This window comes from Nostoc sp., assembly GCF_036919495.1.
GTDB lineage: Bacteria > Cyanobacteriota > Cyanobacteriia > Cyanobacteriales > Nostocaceae > Nostoc.
In genome coordinates, this window is the sequence record NZ_JBALBZ010000110.1 from 13,229 (window position 1) to 30,965 (window position 17,737).

Sequence of the window (17,737 nt, forward strand, 5' to 3'; positions counted from 1 at the left end):
AGCAGGGGAGGAAAAAGTTAAAAATTGTAGGTTGGGTTAAGCAAAGCGCAACCCAACAAAGCCCCCGATATGTTGGGTTACCCTGCGGGAAGCCCTTTCAGGTCTACGTTCCTCAACCCAACCTACACAACTGCTCCCCCTGCTCCCTTATCCCCCAGTCTCTAACAAATAAATTAGTGCCTCCATTAAAGCTTGATTTTGTTCATCAGTGCCAACAGTAATGCGTAATTTATCATCTAATCCAGGCTGCTTGAAGTAGCGGATTAAAATTCCCCGTTCCTTTAGTTTTTGATAGAGATATTCTGCGTTTCCTTCTTTTGGCTGTACCAGCAAAAAATTAGCTTGGGAATCCCAAAGATGAAAACCTAATTGTTTTAAGTCTGTTGCTAACTGATTCCGCGATGCTTTAATCTTTGCCACACAAGCATTTTTATAAGCTTGATCGATAATAGCAGCCGTGCCAACTGCACAAGCGATCGCATCAATGTTATAGCTATCTTTCACTTTAAACAATCCCTGCAACAGCTTGGGATTTGCCACCCCAAATCCCAGCCGTAATCCAGCCAACGAGTACCCTTTAGAAAGTGTGCGAATTACGATAACGTTTTCGTAGTCCTTTACCAAAGCCAATGCATTCTCTTCGGTAAAATCTATGTATGCTTCGTCAATCACTAAAACTCCCGATAACTGGCTGGCTAATTTTTGCAGATCATTTGTTGCTACCACATGCCCCGATGGACTATTAGGCGATGCAATGAATGTTACAGATCCATCAGCAGCAATTAGTTCTTCTAAAGGTAAACTGTAATCCTCGCTGTAAGGAACCTCAATAATTTCCGCAGCTTGCATTTCTGTTAATGTGCGATATAGCACATAAGTTGGCATGGGATAAACTACTTTCTTTCCAGGTTCTGTACAGGCTCGAATCACCACGCTCAACAATTCGTCACTGCCATTTCCCACAATTATCCAATCGCTAGGAACACCTAAAACTTTACTTGCAGCTTGCCGGAATTCCCCTCCGAAAGGTTCTGGATACCGCCGCAACCACTCGCCATCGATATTTTGCAGCACAGCTAATGCCGCAGGCGAAGGGGGATAGGGGTTTTCGTTACTGTTGAGTTTAATTATCTGTGTACCGCGTTGAGGCTGCTCACCGGGAATGTAGCTAGCCATTGCATCTACATTAGAGCGAAAGTAGTTGGTCATAGAGCATGAGATATGGAAAAAACAGATTTTTATTAGTTAGGAGTTCACTAGGCATTCAATCCTTGGTTCAAGGGAAGTAAGCTACGCGTAATGTTCCGCATAAAAGGTATTATCTGTTAGAGAATAACTGTTAATCTACCTGATTTTGGGCTTAACCCAGAAGTATTGAGAGGGAGAAGGGGGGCAGGGAGGAGGGAGCAGGGGAAGAAGAATTATTGATTAATGCCCAATGACAAATGACAAATGACAAATGACAAATCATTACCGATATATTATTTTTTATAAACCCTATGGCGTTCTGTGCCAGTTTACAAAAGATGCTCCCACACATAGCACCCTGAAAGATTATATTGATGTATCTGATGTGTATCCTGTGGGACGCTTAGACTGGGATAGTGAAGGGTTGCTGCTGTTAACCAATGATGGGCAATTGCAACATCGTCTCGCCCATCCGCGTTTTGGCCATAGACGTACTTACTGGGTACAGGTAGAGCGAATTCCAGATGCAGATGCGATAAAAAGGTTACAAACAGGTGTGGAAATTCAAGATTACCGCACTCAACCAGCAGAAATTAGGCTGTTACCACAAGAACCACAGCTACCTGAACGCAATCCGCCGATTAGATTTCGCAAAAATATACCGACAGCTTGGCTGGAAATGACTTTGACGGAGGGAAAAAACCGCCAAGTACGGCGCATGACTGCGGCTGTAGGGTTTCCGACTTTGCGACTGGTAAGAATTAGCATAGCCCACCTACAATTAGATAACCTACAATTGGGTCAATGGCGCGATCTCACCACATCTGAACTCCAATTTCTGCATAATTTTAGTAAATCGAAAAGTTTTCCTCTAAACACGAATGCTCTCTAACAGGAATCGACTTTTTGCTATGAGCCAGCGACAAGCTTTATTTATTTTGAACCAATATAAAATCTAAAATCCAAAATTGCTATGACTCAAGAACAACAAACCGCAATTGCAGGTATCTATGAAGTCTGTATTGGCATTCCAGAGCCAATTTCTGCAATTCAGTATTGGGAGCAATTCGGCTATCGCATTGGTGAAATCGGTGAATTAACCGCAGATGTAGCCAATCAATTATATGGGGTAAATTCGTCTTTACGCTCAATCCGCCTCTACCACCAAAATTCAGATCATGGTTTGATTCGGCTGATGGTTTGGCAAAACCCCACCCATGAAGGTTTGGGAACAGCGTCAATGAAAATTAAGGGAAATCGCTGGGCGACAAGCTTAACGGCAGATGTTTTAAATATTTTAAATCATATAGAGGATGCGAAAGCGGCAGGTTTGCCTATTAGGTACTCTATCCCTTATTGGGAAGTCATCTACAACAAAGAGAGGAAAAGCCGTCCTTTTATTGAGCCAGCAGTTGGTGTACGAGAAATGCTGCTACTGCAACCTTTAGCTCGACAGGTGTTATTTCAACGGTTTGGCTATACACTACCGCATTACGGACAAGTTAACCATAATGCTGCTCTCAAGACTAGTCAATTTACCCACATGGGAATCATAGTTCAAGATGACAGCAAAGAAACGCTGAAGTTTTATGAAGAAGTTTTGGGTTTGCTGCGTGTGCGTGATGATGTCGAAACTAGCTATGAATCTTCACCAGCAGGTAAAGATATTTTTGACCTTAATCCTGGTGAAAAGTTCATTGTGACGACCTTTGATGATCCCCGTTCTTCTAAGTCTGACTTGATGGCCGCACGCAGTGGTAGACTTTATATCATTCGATTCCCAGAAGAGATAAATCTAGAATCGCGCTTTGAGGCTGCCCAACCAGGTAGCTTGGGTATGTCTTTATATACCTATCAGGTTAAGGGAATACAAGAGTATTGCGATCGCATCAAAGCAAGTACTGTACAAAAAGTTACAGATATCATTAGTAATGAGTTTGGCGAAATGAGTTTTTCGTTTGTTGCGCCAGATGGCTACTTCTGGACTTTGCTAGAAGGTAATTAAACAATTCATAATTACGTTTTGTAACGATGATTTTACACCGAGACAAAACGTGCTGTCTAGAGGCAAGGGAATTAAACCCTTAAACTTTGTTAAATCCGTGTTCTTAAGCAGCGTTTATTCTTTGCAAACCAGTGTAAATATTAAACCGTTCTCCGCGCAGGAATCCAATTAAGGTAATTCCAAATTCTTTGGCGACAGACACCGCCAAACTACTAGGAGCGGAAACAGAACAGACAATGGGAACTCCAGCAGTTGTAGATTTTTGCAAAATTTCAAAACTAGAGCGTCCACTTACTAAAACAATACAATTATTTAAAGGCAACTCGTCACTGAGCAAAGCTGTACCAATCAATTTATCCAAAGCATTGTGTCGTCCAACATCTTCGCGCAGGTTTAACAGTTGTCCTTGAGCATTGAAGGTAGCCGCCGCGTGCAAACCGCCTGTAGCTGTAAAGATACCTTGAGCTGCCCGGAGCTTATCAGGTAGGCTGTAGATGATCTCAGGTGTTACTGTTGGGCCAGCAGGAATCACTGGACATCCCCGCAGATGCAAAGCTTCAAGGCTAGCTTTACCACACACTCCACAGGCGCTACTAGTATAGAAATGACGCTCTAAAGGTTGTAAGTCTGGAATCAAACCATCCCGCAGTTCTACATTTACGATGTTATGGCGTTGTTCACCATCTACCAATTCATCCACACAGTAACTGATACGTCGGATATCTTCTCTGTGGCTAACTACTCCTTCACTGTAGAGGAAACCAGCAGCTAGTTCAAAATCTGCCCCTGGTGTCCGCATAGTTACAGCTACTGTCTTCTGGAGAGGGACGAGGCGAATTTCTAAAGGTTCTTCGGTGGTGAGTTGGTCTAAACGCGATCGCATTTTACCATTTTCCACTACCCAGACACTGCCTTTGGTCTTGCTTTTAGTTGGCATTTTCATATTTATGAGAGTTGGTGAATCTAAATTTTGATACTAATCTGGGAACAAAGTAATGCTATTTGTATATCAGATGTCAAAGTAATTCGTAGTTACAAGACGCTCTCTATAAGACGCTAAAAGCGAATGCGGACACAAAAAAGCACGTCGCTATGAGTATTGGCTACTGTAACCAAACAATTACTAATTAGTAATTCGTAATTATTTAGTCAGGCTGATGCTCACTAACTACTTTGTCCGGCTTCTGTTTAGTAAGTAAAATGAACCTAAAACTTTTGGCTTCCAGAAAAATTCTCTTTGCAATAGTTTTTGTAATTTGCTTTGGTTTTACAGGATACTTTGTGGGTAATAACATTAGTCAGAAAGTAATTGAAAAATCTCTTGCCAAACAAGTCATGTCTACCTCCACCGTAGGAAAAAGTTCTCAACTACAGACACTTTTAAATGAAATAGTTGTAGAACAGAAGATCCCTGGTGCAGTAATGTATATTAATACACCTCAAGGTTCTTGGCTGGGAGCATCTGGTGTCACTAACTTGTCAACTAAAACCCGGATGAAATCCACAGATGGCTTTTCTATTGCCAGTATGAGTAAAACTTTTATGGCGGTGGTTGTGCTGAAGTTAGTGCAGCAAGGGAAGATAGAATTAGATCGGGCGATCGCAACCTACTTACCAAGAGATATCAGTCCTCATATTATTAACAGCGACAAAATTACAGTTCGTCAACTGCTCAACCACACCAGTGGTGTTGCTGAGTACCTAGATACAAAAGAGTTTATTCAAGCTACAGCCAAAAGAAGTCGCTCACAACCTTGGACAGCCAGAGAAGCTATTAAGTATATGTACCGAGAGCAACCGCAGGCAAATCCCGGAGAAAAATTTATTTATACTGATTGCAACTACATTCTTTTGGAACTGATTGTTGAAAATATCACTAGGGGAACTCTTGCACAAGCAATTCGCAGTCAGATTTTAAAACCATTAGGATTAAAACATACCTTCACGGAACTGCGCGAACCGACAATTGGAGAAGTAGCTACAGGTTATGGCGATCGCCATAAGGATGGTAAGCTAGATAGCTACGCCAAAGTCAATGATGGCAATGGTTTAGGAGATGGTGGATTGGTTTCAACAGCAGAGGATTTAGCAAAGTTCGCTAAAGCGTTATTTGTCAAAAAAACCTTACTCTCTCCGAAGATGATGAAAGAAATGTTGAAATTTAAAGATAATGGCGAAGGCTATAGCTATGGGTTGGGTGTAGAAAGGTTTTCATCTCCTTTGGCAAAAGCAATTGGGCATAGTGGTATAGCTTATGGCTTCGCAACATTACTTGCATATCTCCCCAATCAAAATACCACTATAGTAGTACTGCTAAACAATCAGAATGTTGATATTAAATCAGTAGCTAGGACAGGTTTAGAGGTTGTCGAGAATCATTGATACTAATTTTTAATTATAATTTTCACCCTACTGGCATTATAAACTTTCTGGGTCAATGTTCAGTTCTCGCAATTTGGCTGCTAGGCGTTCAGCGCGTTGTCGTTCTTGTTCAGCGCGTTGTTTTTCTTGTTCAGCGCGTTGCTTTTCTTGTTCAGCACGTTGTTTTTCTTGTTCAGCGACTTCTTCCGGTGTAGGAACTAGATTCCCTTCCGCAGCGAAATAGCGCAATTTATGTTCATAAACACCCAAGTACAAATTTAACTGCTGACTCCACAGCCATCCTTGAGGATTAGGTTCTATCGGTTCATAAGTACCGCCAATCAAGATAAAGCCAGCAAATTCTAAATTATTGGGATCGAACCAAAAATATTCTGGTGTGCGAAAGATATCTTGAAAAATTTGTTTTTTCAAACCCTTGTCAGTTGAGGCTGTAGAATTCGAGAGAAGCTCTACAATTATGTTGGGATATTTCCCATCTTCTTCCCAAACAACCCAACTTTTACGAACTTTGCGTTGACATCCCAGCACTACAAAAAAATCTGGCCCACGGAATTCTTCTGATCTCTTCTGCCGTTGGCTGTAGTAAATTGTTAGATTACCCGCAGCGTAAAAGTCATTGCGGTTTCGCCACCACAATTCCAAAGATTGCAATAGCAGAATTATTTGGCGTAGATGTAATTCGCTTTCCAATGGTGGTTCGTCACTATATAAATCCCCTAGAGGAAATATTACATCATTTGGGAATTCAAAATCTTTGGCGGCGGACATGGCTGCAAGTTTTGGAGTGATATGGGTGATATAAACTTACTGTAATCTAGGTTTGTTTTTCCAGAGGCGCGATCGCATTATAATCAAGAACCCCTTCAAGCGATCGCTTACTGTCACAGACGCTACTTCAAGTTTTAACATTTATCTTTGCTTTCCATACATTGAAGCAGGCATTTTTGTAACTAGCAATTTCAGTTATCTATATCTGTCTTATGTAGTGAGTCCTATACCTACCCTAAGTAAGGTTATCTATCTGCCTTTGTTCGTTAAGTTGTATGAAGTCCTAAAAGCAAATCTTCTCAGTAAGTAACTGAGGAAATCAAAATAACCTTAACTTAGTTGGAGTTTTTTATGACTTACACAGTTGATGAAGCAACAAGACCAGCTTTAGAAACTTTTCAACGCTTTGATGTAGATACTCAGCTAGCCCTACTTTGGTTCGGTTATCTCGATCTTAAAGAGCAGCTACAACCAGCACCTCCTCTAAGCGTTGAAGCTCTTGCCAAAGCAGTGTTTGACAAATTCCTGGACTTGTCTCAAGAAGAGCAACTGCAAGCACAACGCGACATTATTAATGGTGCAGCTAACGATATCAGCCAAACCTATAATAGTCTAAGTCCCAATGCCAAATTAGACGTTTGGTTTCTCCTAGCACAAGGAATGGAGGATGGAAGCATAATTCAAGTGCCGTCCGACTATCAACTTCCTGGTGAAACGGATGAATTTGTGGCATTGGTCAAAAAGCTAGAGTTTGAGCAGCGCATTAATTTTATGCTGAGTGTGGTGCAAGCATTCGGTTAGTTAAGTCCAAGAACTCTCAATACTTTCTAGAATTGGAGATAACTGAAAGTAGCAAATTAAGCTAGACCTGGCTCCTTTTGCTCTACTTTAATAGACGTTAATTTAGAACTACCGCAGAGATACTCATCTTTGCGGTAGTCTTGATGCAAATTAATGGATATGCTGTTGGAAATGTTAAAGCTGGAAAAATGAGACTTGATTCAGATTTTTTCTAACCGCACGATCGCATTATAATCAGGTACACCTTCAAGCGATCGCTTACTTTTATCTAGTAACACATTCCCTTCTGGCCAATGTACTTGCAAGTTTCCTGACTGAATTGGCGCAATATAGACTTGACAGAACAACTCGCCTAAATCATTCTTAAGAAGGACGCGATCGCTATCTTTTAAACCTAACTTTGTTGCATCAGCACCATTCATTAGCACCGCCTCTCGCACCGCCCCAGTAATTGCATCCTTGCGTTCCTGCACCATACTATTAAATTGTTTGCCTCGGCGCGTTGCTAATAAAAAAGAACCCTCTGGTAATTCTCTTTGGCGTGGCAATAATACCCCAAAGTGCGCCTTACCATCGGCTGTGGGGAAATTCCAACCAAAGCATAAATGTGAGCCACCATACTGAAACTGGTCACCAGCTTGCTGTAAGTGTTGAATACCAGCATATTGAGGGACAACTTGAGCAATTTCTTGACGGATAGCAGCTGTGTCAGCAAAAGCCAGCTTATCTGCCAAATCTGGTTTTACCCGCTTTGCCAATTCTAAAAACACTTCCCACTCAGGACGCGCTTCTCCAATGCGCGGCCCCGGAATCTCTGGACTGAAAATTACCCGGCGTTCGGTGTTAGTTTCTGTGACTCCTCCTGGTATTTCGTAGCGAGTCGTCGCAGGTAAAAGCACCACAGTATCAGCAGGTTCCACTAACATCTGGCTGGAGAGAACAATATCTATATGTACCCGCAGTGGTATTTTCTTCAGCGCCGCTTCCACATAATCTGGTTGTGGTAGCACTTCTAAAAAATTCCCGCCCACAGAAACCAACACTTCTATTTCTCCTTGATGTGCGGCGTTAATCATTTCTGGAGCAATTAAACCTTTACTTGCTGGCACTTCAAAGCCCCAATGTTGACTCAATTGGGCAGCATTTTCTGGAGTGATGGGTTTACCACCAGGAAATACTGTCGCGTAACATCCCATCTCTGCACCACCCTGAACTCCAGAGTGGCCGCGAATTGGCATTAAACCGCAGCCTTCCCGCCCGACAAAACCTTTGGTGAGAGCTAGATTAATGATACTTCGCACGTTATCTTCGCCGCATTCATGCTGAGTAATGCCCATACTCCAAACAAATACGGCTTTATTCGCTTCTTTGACCATTTTGGCAAAAGCGTACATTGACTCGCGGGATGTTCCAGAAAGCCGCTCTAATTCTTCCCAAGATTGGCTTTCTAACGATGCTTTGAGTTCAGCAAACCCATCTGTGTATAAATCTATAAATGACTGGTCTACCCAGTTGTTAGCAATTATATGTTTAATAGTGCCATTCAAAAATGCTATATCCCCACCCATGTTGATTAAGAAGAAGTCTTCGGCAAACTTTGTACCGAAAACGGCACTTTCTACAATTGAGGGAACCCAGTAGCGCTCCATTCCTGGTTCGCGGTAAGTATTAATAACTACAATCTTTGTGCCAGCTTTCTTGGCGTAATGAAGATACTTGACGGTAACAGGCTGATTGTTAGCAACGTTAGAGCCAATGAAGACTAATAAATCAGTACCAATCCAGTCTTTATAAGAACAAGTGGTAGCCCCAGCACCGAGAGCAGCTTTTAGTCCTGCTGTACTGGGAGAATGGCAAATGCGGGCAGCGTTATCAATATTATTGCTTCCCATTGCCCGCACAGCTTTTTGGGTAGCATAATAAGTTTCGTTGACAGTACCGCGACTGGTAACATAAAAACTGAGGCGGTCTGGTGTGGTAGCGTGGATGCGATCGCTAATTACTCCTAAAGCTTCATCCCAACTCACACGGCGAAAGCCTTTTTCCCCTCGTTGACGAATCATCGGGTACGGGAGTCTTCCCAAGTCACGTAATTGGGCACTTTTTTGCTTTTGTAACTGCGAAATATCTTCCAATATTACAGGGTCAAAAGCTGGCATAGTATTCATCCGCAACAACCGCAACCGGACATTGCAAAGATGGATGCCATCTAAAGTCCAATCCTTCATCCCGGTTGTTCCAAGGGCGCAACCATCGCAGACACCTTTATTTAGGATATTCCACGTATAAGGTAGTTTGTCACGAGATAGCCAGATTGCCCGAAACACTTCCCAGTAATTATTGGGATACTGTTCGCCAATGCCAAAAGGCTTCCAACTTGCCCAATTTGAAGGTGTCCAGTGCTTTTTGGGTTTAGGTAACATGATGTAGTATGTGAGTTGCTGGATTCTTCCAGGCTACCGTTTTGAATAGCAATTGAGTAGCAGCAAACCAAATTATATGATGTCCAGTTTGTAGTGGGGACTGAAGTCCCCAAATCTAAGACTAAAGTCCTGACTGCGATCGCTCCAATTCAAGTTCAACGTTACTTAGAAAAAGTCTTTGAATAAAACAAAATTTTACCATAAAAACACATATCCAGTATATTAACTGATGTGTAAGAGTAAACAAGCTCGTCAGGAACGAGGGTTCATAGCGTGGTCTTTAGTCCCGACGGTAAAACCATTGCTTCTGCTAGCGATGACAAAACCGTGATTTTGTGGGATTTAAGTGGCAAGCAACTGCAAACCTTCAAAGGACATCTGCTAGTGGGAATACCCTGATTTTGTGGGATTTCGATCTAGATTCTTTGATGGTAAGTGCTTGCCATTGGACGCGAGATTATCTCAAGAATAGCCAGGCGGTAGAAGACAATGATAGGAAACTATGAGATGGTATCAGCACAAATTAATCGGCGTTGCTAAACCCAAATATGAATCAGGCGATGTCTGCGTAGATGTAGCCCGTCGTAGACATCGCCTTTCTGTAAATCCCTCTTATGGGAGACAATTACAAAGATCGCACAAGTACAAAAGTTTGCAGAAGATCAAAAGGTTTGCCCTGTCAGAGTTGCAACAGTGCTTGGGTGGCGAAAATTTCAATACACCCACCTTCACTTAATCTTCTGAAAATTTATGACTTAACAGGTACTGGAATTGTTTCTAGTAGCGGCAACTCCAAGATACCGAAGATTAATTTAAGCACATCTGGGTGTCGTATAATTGCGTTGTGACTGAAATCAATCCCTAATTTAACTAATTTATCTTCAGGATCGCCACTTGGTTCAGTCTTAATAAATGGATATGCATTTATTGTTTGGTCTGGTACATCGGGGTTTTTCTCCCATGTCTTAAAGAATGCTAAACTGCCATAAGGGACGACTCCATCTCCTGAATTAGTTATTCCATCATCTGATATCAACTGTCTTGTTTTATCTGCTTTTTCCATTCTTACTCCGTTTACTACAATGAAATCTCCATCGTTTACCGGTAGTAATTTGCCTGTCTCGTTACCCAAGTAACTTGCTACTTTCAGTTCTCCATTTTCTTGATAGTAGTATGCTCCCACTGGTGTGTTAAAACCAGTTGAATAAATAACATCTACGTTCTTGACAGGTGGGGTTTTTACCGCTTCACTTCCGAATTCTCCTTCACTGAAACTCCGATCATTTTTATAATGATCGTTTACATATTTCAGGGTCGTACTTTCGGCTCCTCCAAGTTTTAACGTATTTTCGATTGTTTCTGCTGTGTAGTTGTTGGGATCTACTGATTGTCCTGGATTAACACCTTCTTTTCTAAGAAACCCAAATTGTCCTTGTGTGTTGAAATATTTATAGTTCGCCTTTGTTACCGGTAATAGCCAAGGAATACTCGAAAAGGATTGTAAAGCCTTTTTAATGTCTGATAATTTTGCTCCTCCTAAAGCAAATCCATCATCTGTTGACACCAGACGAATTGCTAGTGGCGCACCTAGCCAAGGTGCGCTAACTGCTATATATCGTTCTATATGTTTATCTATCCATGCTTGTCCTGCGGGCGGAGTATTTTTGATCCACTCCAAGAAATATTGCGTCACCCTATTTCCCAGACTCTGGGCTATTATTACCACAGGTGTATTACCGTTGCCTGTGTATAATGTCTCTATACCACTCTTGAGATTAGAGAAATATTCATATCGTTGTTCCAAACCTTTTGGAGATGTTCGCCAATCATAAGGAGCAGCTAGCAAATTTTTTGGTGCTGAGTACTCTTTAGTGTCTAACAACGCATTTACTAATTCCAAAAAATAGTTGACTTTTCTCACGTCTGGTTTTAATTTCGCTGTCAAGTCTACGTTGTTTCGATTAACAAATAAATTGCTAATCCCATCTAATCCATCTACCGGTTTATTAAATTTAATACCTGATGAGTTGTTCTCTTCTACTTCTGGAGTTATGCCGTCATCGTCCTTCAATTTCAGATGCCTTTTCCAATTCGTTACACGAGGATGCTCGGTAGATTCATCTGACTCGATATCAGATGCTGATACATTAAATCCGACTACATTTGATGGCAGAGATTGCACATCTATTTCTTCAGTTCCCTCCCCATCTACTTCATCATCTTCCGGTGGCGCCATATCTAGACCGAGCCAAAGTTTACCCCTTGTCACACCATTTGGTGCTAGTATAGGTTTTTTCTCTAATGTTTGTAGCCTCGATCCTGCTAATCCTGGAATCAATACTATGGGATAAGTGACCATTTGTTTTTTCCTTTCTTAACTTGAATTTCTATGGATTGGACTTGAAAAGCAATATGTTTCTTTTTGCTCTTAGACAGGAATGCTATTTGATATTTGATGTATAGGGCTTTGAATTTTGTTCTTAACCCACTATGCCGACTGATATCATGTCCAGTTGAAAACTTATTATTAGAACTGACGCATAGATGCAAAAACCCATAAATGCGGAGATATTTTAATAATCAGTAATTACCCGAATTTGATATAGCAGTTCCCAATTGCATGGAATATAGACCTAACCCCCAGCCCCTTCCTTTCTAGCGTTGGGGAGTAAGATTCAAAGCCTCTCTCCTTTTAAAAGAAAGGTCAAAACTGTACTGCACCCAAGCGATAACCGCTAGATAACAATAGCGACATTAAACTTCACTATCAATTAGATAGCTATCAAGCTAATCGCTTTATATAACTTGGTCGTTAACTTGATAAAACCATGATTTCACATAACTTGCAAGCAGATAAATATGAGAAAAATTTACTCAACCTTTAAGAAACTAAATAATAGGGTACGTAGCTTTTTAGCTTAAATTTTACTGATTTACTATGTAATCCTATTTAGGCATTATTCCCAGTCTGCACAGCTTATTCTAGCCTATAAACCATACATAAAGGGCAGAAATAGCATCTAAGGTGGTTACTCTATATTGTTGCTACTTCTGTTTTTTCACTCATTTAACAAAAAACTATACCAGTATTTAATAAGAGATAAAAAAGTTAAGTAGACAGTTAAACGACTACATTAAGAGACAGTTAAGACAGTTAAGAGAATTAAAATAGTTAAAAAAATTAATAAAAGAAGAGATTAATTGTTTGTTTTTTTTAATGCCAGCAGAGAATACTTACTAAATCTTTAAAATAGGAGATAAAAATCCCTGCCACAGACAGTTGACAGGGATAGCAGTTTTTAGCTGTAGCTTGTCTCTTAGCTAACAAAATCTTTGTGGGCAGTGACAAGCATCTGAGCCTGCCTTAAAACGTTTCCGAATAAATAAAAAGGAATCTGCCAAGCTGCAACGGTAACTTCTTTGACAATATCTTGTACACTAATTGCGATTAATTCATGCTCTGGCGGCTCACCCTCAACTGTACCAGACCAAGTAAAAGCTAATAAGAAATCATCGTCTCCAGGCAAGGATGCAATTAAGCATTCTTCTGGTGTTGGCTGGCAAATAATACCATGATCGTTTGCAAGTTCTACTAGTCTTTGAAATTTGTTTACGTTCGTCATTTGTCTTTTGGGTGTAATTGAATCTCAGTTTTAGAAGAAATCATATTTTGAACTCCAGAACTCAAGTGAGTTGCTCCATAGCATAAATTAAGAATTATTAATTATTCGTTGAGAGTTATGAGTTATTGGAGTTGGATCAGGCTTAAGTCCAAAATCTTAGCGCGATCGCCTGCTTCTATCAGCAACAATTGTTACTTTTTTTAAAAAATCTAGATTACCTACTTTTTCGGTTGACCGTGTTTATATACACCTTTCTTTGTTACTATTTCCATATTGATGCCCTAATCTCACCCAGGCTGACTGAGTACATTGAGAATTGCGATCGCTTTTAGGAGAATAACTGTAAACTGAAGCAGAAAAAGATGCTTATCAAGATTAGACTGTTGGATCACCTTGAGATAGATGTATTCTGCTTCTGTAGCCCGTTTTATTTCGCTTAATAATTTGAGTTTGATATCACTCAATAGTTCTAAATAATGTGGCGATGTCTGCTGACAACATGCTGGGCGTTTACGCAATTGACCCCTTTTTGCGAGAGGCTAATCAATACTCCTATAAATAGTTTTATCACTGCATATTTTCCTGTAAAATAGTGTATTTCACAGGTACTTCTTGATTAAAGATGACTATTGTTCATATCATCTTAAGGTAAGAATAAATTATATTGACCACCAATGCTACAAATTTCACAAATTGTTATAGGAAGTTTTCTTTGTATTCATCCAGCAATTTGAATGTTAATATTGGCATTTTATAAGTATTTTTGGAAACTGAAAATTTACTAGCCACTAACAATGATTGATTAAATTTAGTTAAGTTCATCATTCTGATGTTAATCGGGTCAGGAGATTAGGTACAGGAAAGGGGCGGTTTTGCAAAATTTTAAATTTACTAACGCTTGCATCATAAGCAAAGACTTCACCAGTTTCTATTTCATAAATCCAGGCATGAAGAGTAAGTTGATTGCTATGTATTTTAGAGCGGATTATTGGGTATGTTTCTAGGTTTTCTATCTGAGTTAATACATTTTGCTCAATTGCAATTTTTAATAGTTGATCGCTGGTATAATCTTTATAGTTGTCTAAGACAAGGCGGCGGGTAGCTTCACCGTAATGCTTTAACCAGTCATAAACTAAAGGCATTTGTTGAGAAAGGCTACCTATTTGTAATAGTCCTTTCATTGCTCCACAGTTGGAATGACCACAGATGACAATAACTTTAATATCTAAACCTTGGACAGCATATTCTATACCCGCTCCTTCGCTGTTATTTAGCATTCCATAAGCAGGAATTATATTACCAATATTACGGATAACAAATAATTCTCCTGGTTGACTTTGAGTAATTAAACATGGATCTATGCGTGAGTCAGAGCAAGTAATGAATAATACTTCTGGGTTCTGAGCATGGGAGAGTTGTTCAAACAACTCCCGATGTGTAAGAAAATAGTTGTCATGAAACTCATTTAGACCTTCAATTATACGTTTAATAGACATGGTTCAATTTTTATCATTTATATTCAGCTTTAAATTCATCCTATAGTTCAGTGATTTTACGTACAAAATCTCCTTTGCCGCTTTCGCTTGGAGGCGAAAGCTAACCTCATAGAATTTTATTAGCGGAAAGCAGCCTACAAAAGTAACTTTATTAAAGTTATTTAATGTGCAATCCATTTGGCATCAGAGACAATACATACTCCTCCAAATTTTTTGAGAGGAGGTTTTATAGCGTTTACCACTTTATACTGTGGCTATTATGTATATACACTTAATAAATATCCATTTATGAGCGCCTATGTCTCTAAATAATTGATGACTTTGCCATTGACAGTAAATACCAAATATGAATTGTGAATAAGGTTGAAAACCACATATTTCCTAAGGTCACTGCCCCTTTTGGTCAGAATATGGCAATATATAAAGTTGTAGCTAACTGCCTACGTAGAGGTTTAACGTGGATACCATTGCAATTCCTGCTCTAAATCGGCCAGTGGATGCCACGGTAGAAATTCCTGGTTCTAAAAGTCTTACTAATCGGGCGTTGCTTGTCGCAGCTTTGGCACAAGGTGACTCACTTTTAGAAAATGCTTTATTTAGTGAAGATAGCGAGTATTTTGCCAAATGCGTAGAACAATTGGGCATTCCCATTACACTAAATCCTGATCTGGCACAAATCCAAGTGGCGGGAAGAGGAGGCGAGATTCCGGCTAAACAGGCAGATTTATTTGTGGGTTTGGCAGGTACAGCAGCACGGTTTATTTCGGCGCTGGTGGCACTGGGGAACGGCGAATATCGGCTAGATGGCGTTCCCAGAATGCGAGAACGACCGATGGGTGACATGCTGACGGTGCTGGAAACGGGTGGAGCAACTGTTAACTTTGAGGGAAACTCTGGGTTTATGCCCTACACCGTCTATAGCCAGGGATTTACTGGCGGAAATTTTCGGTTGAAAGCCAACCAAACAAGTCAGCAACTTTCGGCATTGCTGATGATTGCGCCTTATGCTCAACAAGATACGAACATTGAGGTTGAGGGGACATTAGTTTCTCAATCTTACGTCAAAATGACCTGTCGTCTGATGGCAGATTTTGGCGTGGAGGTGATTCAAATCGGCGATAATCAATTTCAGATTAAAGCGGGTCAACGTTACCAAGCTCGACATTATACAGTAGAACCCGATGCGTCAAATGCTTCTTACTTTTTTGCCGCCGCCGCCGTCACAGGTGGACGGGTGCGCGTTAAACATTTGACCAAACAATCCTGTCAGGGTGATATTCTCTGGCTGAATGTCTTAGAACAGATGGGTTGTCAAATTAAAGATTCGGATGATTACACCGAAGTGACGGGGCCGAAGCAATTGCAAGGCATCGATATTGATATGAATGATATATCGGATTTGGTGCAAACATTAGGAGCGATCGCGCCCTTTGCCAGTTCACCGATTACCATTCGGAACGTGGAACATATTCGATATAAGGAAACCGATCGCATTAAAGCTGTGGTAACAGAGTTGCGTCGGCTAGGAGTCCAGGTTGAAGAATTTCCAGATAGACTGAAAATTGAGCCTGGCCCCATTACCCCGGCGGCAATTGAAACTTATCACGATCATCGAATGGCAATGGCTTTTGCTGTCACTGGCTTGAAGGTTCCAGGGATTGTAATTAAAGATCCTGGCTGTACAGCGAAAACTTTTCCAGATTACTTTACCCGATTCTTCCAAATGTTAGAAGAATAAAAAACTAGTGCCGTAAGGCGGAAGTCAAAAGTCAAAAGTCAAAATTTTTGTATATCAAGGCTTTTGGAAGTTTTAAAATAGTAGCTTGATTTACGCCGCGCTGTACTAGTTATGTCAAATGTCACAAGCCCATTTGGCACAATTAGTAAACGCGCTTCATTTGTAGTTGAAGATGGCCGTCGCAGTACTAATTACCTGTAATATTTAGGACAAAAAAAATGGCCCTGCAATCGGCAGAACCATTAAAGCTTTTGCAAACCAGTTATAACTTAACGAACTGCCCCTTGAGCAGAAACAGTATCAATCGGTTTCATCAGGTACAGCCGTAATAACTGCCAGCCACTGGAGATGTAAAGCGGCAGTTTTTGGAAGATTTGCAGGAATTTGGGAGTACTGGAGTTAGCGATCGCACTCAACTTCTCATTATTGCTTATACAAGTATCCAACCGTTGATAAAACTCTGGATTCTCTACATCCAGCATCAGGGGGAAGACTCGACCTGCGTTTTCGTTAGTCTTCTTAATTACATGAATGTCGTATTCTCGCGCATCCAATCCAAGGGTGGCATAAAAGTCCTTGCGTTGGATGTCATTGAGATACATTGTCGCAAACACCGACAACAAGAAGAACCGACTCCACAGCCGGGCTTTCCAATCATTCAATATTTGCGGCTGGGATTTCATAATCGCATCAAAGAAATCGCCGTGACGGTTTTCATCCTGACACCAGTTCTCAAAGAACCGGAAGATTGGATAAACCCGGTCTTCGGGATGTGCTTCTAAATGGCGATAAATGGTGATATAGCGCCAATAACCGATCTTCTCAGAAAGATAAGTAGCGTAGAAGATGAATTTCGGTTTAAAGAAGGTATAACTGCGACTCTTAGTCAAAAACCCTAAATCTAGAGACAGATTAAAGTCCGACAAAGCTTTGTTCAAAAAGCCAGCGTGACGTGCTTCATCCCGTGACATCAGGTTAAAACACTCTGCCAAGACGGGGCTTTTGCCTTTCAAGCGACGGCCAAGTTCTTTATACAGCAAAAAGCCGGAAAACTCTGCCGTACACGAGCGTTCTAGAAACTCAACGAACAATCGGCGAGTTTCCCCGTCAATATGATCCCAGGATTGTTCAAACTCGGCATCCCGAACAAAGTGATGGCGGTTGTAGTCGGTGCGGAACTCTTCGAGAATGGCTTGTAACTCGTCCTCATTGACGGAAATATCCATCCGCGCCATTTCATCAAAATCGGTAGTATAAAACCGAGGTGTTAACAGGGTTTCTTTTGCCGGGACTTTAATCCCTGGCCGGATTTC

General features: G+C 40.8%; 15 protein-coding genes and 1 pseudogene. 7 read left to right on the plus strand and 9 right to left on the minus strand.

Features of this window, described 5'->3' with window-relative positions; all coding sequences use genetic code 11:
• Window positions 1–147: 147 nt before the first annotated feature.
• Window positions 148–1,209: a histidinol-phosphate transaminase gene (hisC, locus tag V7K25_RS15540; protein WP_335159368.1), complete on the minus strand. Its 1,062-nt coding sequence runs from the start codon at window positions 1,207–1,209 to the stop codon at window positions 148–150.
• A 250-nt stretch (window positions 1,210–1,459) separates the two neighbouring features.
• On the opposite strand from hisC, the gene V7K25_RS15545 reads away from it, so the two are divergent.
• Both V7K25_RS15545 and V7K25_RS15550 read left to right on the plus strand, forming a co-directional pair.
• A complete protein-coding gene (locus V7K25_RS15545) occupies window positions 1,460–2,080 on the plus strand; it encodes an rRNA large subunit pseudouridine synthase E (protein WP_335159370.1) in 621 nt (206 codons plus the stop codon).
• 81 nt (window positions 2,081–2,161) lie between these two features.
• A complete protein-coding gene (locus tag V7K25_RS15550; protein ID WP_335159372.1) occupies window positions 2,162–3,193 on the plus strand; it encodes a VOC family protein in 1,032 nt (343 codons plus the stop codon).
• A 103-nt stretch (window positions 3,194–3,296) separates the two neighbouring features.
• On the opposite strand, the gene fdhD is transcribed toward V7K25_RS15550, so the two are convergent.
• On the minus strand, window positions 3,297–4,136 hold the full coding sequence (gene fdhD, locus V7K25_RS15555) for a formate dehydrogenase accessory sulfurtransferase FdhD (protein ID WP_335159374.1): 840 nt from the start codon (window positions 4,134–4,136) through the stop codon (window positions 3,297–3,299).
• 257 nt (window positions 4,137–4,393) lie between these two features.
• On the opposite strand from fdhD, the gene V7K25_RS15560 reads away from it, so the two are divergent.
• Window positions 4,394–5,575, plus strand: a complete 1,182-nt coding sequence (locus V7K25_RS15560) for a serine hydrolase domain-containing protein (RefSeq protein ID WP_335159376.1) — start codon at window positions 4,394–4,396, stop codon at window positions 5,573–5,575.
• A gap of 36 nt (window positions 5,576–5,611) precedes the next feature.
• Here V7K25_RS15560 and V7K25_RS15565 read toward each other — a convergent pair whose 3' ends face one another.
• Window positions 5,612–6,343: a Uma2 family endonuclease gene (locus tag V7K25_RS15565; protein WP_335159378.1), complete on the minus strand. Its 732-nt coding sequence runs from the start codon at window positions 6,341–6,343 to the stop codon at window positions 5,612–5,614.
• 351 nt (window positions 6,344–6,694) lie between these two features.
• On the opposite strand from V7K25_RS15565, the gene V7K25_RS15570 reads away from it, so the two are divergent.
• On the plus strand, window positions 6,695–7,144 hold the full coding sequence (locus V7K25_RS15570; RefSeq protein WP_335159380.1) for an orange carotenoid protein N-terminal domain-containing protein: 450 nt from the start codon (window positions 6,695–6,697) through the stop codon (window positions 7,142–7,144).
• 200 nt (window positions 7,145–7,344) lie between these two features.
• Here V7K25_RS15570 and V7K25_RS15575 read toward each other — a convergent pair whose 3' ends face one another.
• The gene (locus tag V7K25_RS15575) at window positions 7,345–9,567 is read right to left on the minus strand and encodes an FdhF/YdeP family oxidoreductase (RefSeq protein ID WP_335159382.1); all 2,223 of its coding nucleotides are present in this window, start codon (window positions 9,565–9,567) and stop codon (window positions 7,345–7,347) included.
• A 264-nt stretch (window positions 9,568–9,831) separates the two neighbouring features.
• Here V7K25_RS15575 and V7K25_RS15580 point away from each other — a divergent pair.
• Both V7K25_RS15580 and V7K25_RS15585 read left to right on the plus strand, forming a co-directional pair.
• Window positions 9,832–9,945 (plus strand): annotated as a pseudogene (locus tag V7K25_RS15580) (WD40 repeat domain-containing protein); the annotation flags it as partial.
• A gap of 124 nt (window positions 9,946–10,069) precedes the next feature.
• Complete coding sequence (locus V7K25_RS15585; protein WP_335159386.1) at window positions 10,070–10,303, plus strand: hypothetical protein; 234 nt, start codon at window positions 10,070–10,072, stop codon at window positions 10,301–10,303.
• Between the two features lie 12 nt (window positions 10,304–10,315).
• Here V7K25_RS15585 and V7K25_RS15590 read toward each other — a convergent pair whose 3' ends face one another.
• The 4 genes from V7K25_RS15590 to V7K25_RS15605 all read right to left on the minus strand — a co-directional run bounded on the left by V7K25_RS15590 (window position 10,316) and on the right by V7K25_RS15605 (window position 14,686).
• Window positions 10,316–11,926, minus strand: a complete 1,611-nt coding sequence (locus V7K25_RS15590) for a lipase/acyltransferase domain-containing protein (RefSeq protein WP_335159388.1) — start codon at window positions 11,924–11,926, stop codon at window positions 10,316–10,318.
• Between the two features lie 958 nt (window positions 11,927–12,884).
• A complete protein-coding gene (locus tag V7K25_RS15595) occupies window positions 12,885–13,190 on the minus strand; it encodes a hypothetical protein (RefSeq protein ID WP_229494516.1) in 306 nt (101 codons plus the stop codon).
• Between the two features lie 287 nt (window positions 13,191–13,477).
• Window positions 13,478–13,708 carry a hypothetical protein gene (locus V7K25_RS15600; protein ID WP_335159391.1) on the minus strand — a complete coding sequence of 77 codons (231 nt, stop codon included), beginning with the start codon at window positions 13,706–13,708 and terminating at the stop codon, window positions 13,478–13,480.
• A 303-nt stretch (window positions 13,709–14,011) separates the two neighbouring features.
• The gene (locus tag V7K25_RS15605; RefSeq protein WP_335159393.1) at window positions 14,012–14,686 is read right to left on the minus strand and encodes a carbonic anhydrase; all 675 of its coding nucleotides are present in this window, start codon (window positions 14,684–14,686) and stop codon (window positions 14,012–14,014) included.
• 457 nt (window positions 14,687–15,143) lie between these two features.
• Between V7K25_RS15605 and aroA the strand changes: the two genes are divergently transcribed.
• Complete coding sequence (gene aroA, locus V7K25_RS15610; protein WP_335159395.1) at window positions 15,144–16,424, plus strand: 3-phosphoshikimate 1-carboxyvinyltransferase; 1,281 nt, start codon at window positions 15,144–15,146, stop codon at window positions 16,422–16,424.
• Window positions 16,425–16,693: 269 nt separating this feature from the next.
• Here aroA and acsF read toward each other — a convergent pair.
• Window positions 16,694–17,737 (minus strand): magnesium-protoporphyrin IX monomethyl ester (oxidative) cyclase (acsF, locus tag V7K25_RS15615; protein ID WP_335159397.1); only part of this gene is annotated, 1,044 nt, incomplete at its 5' end.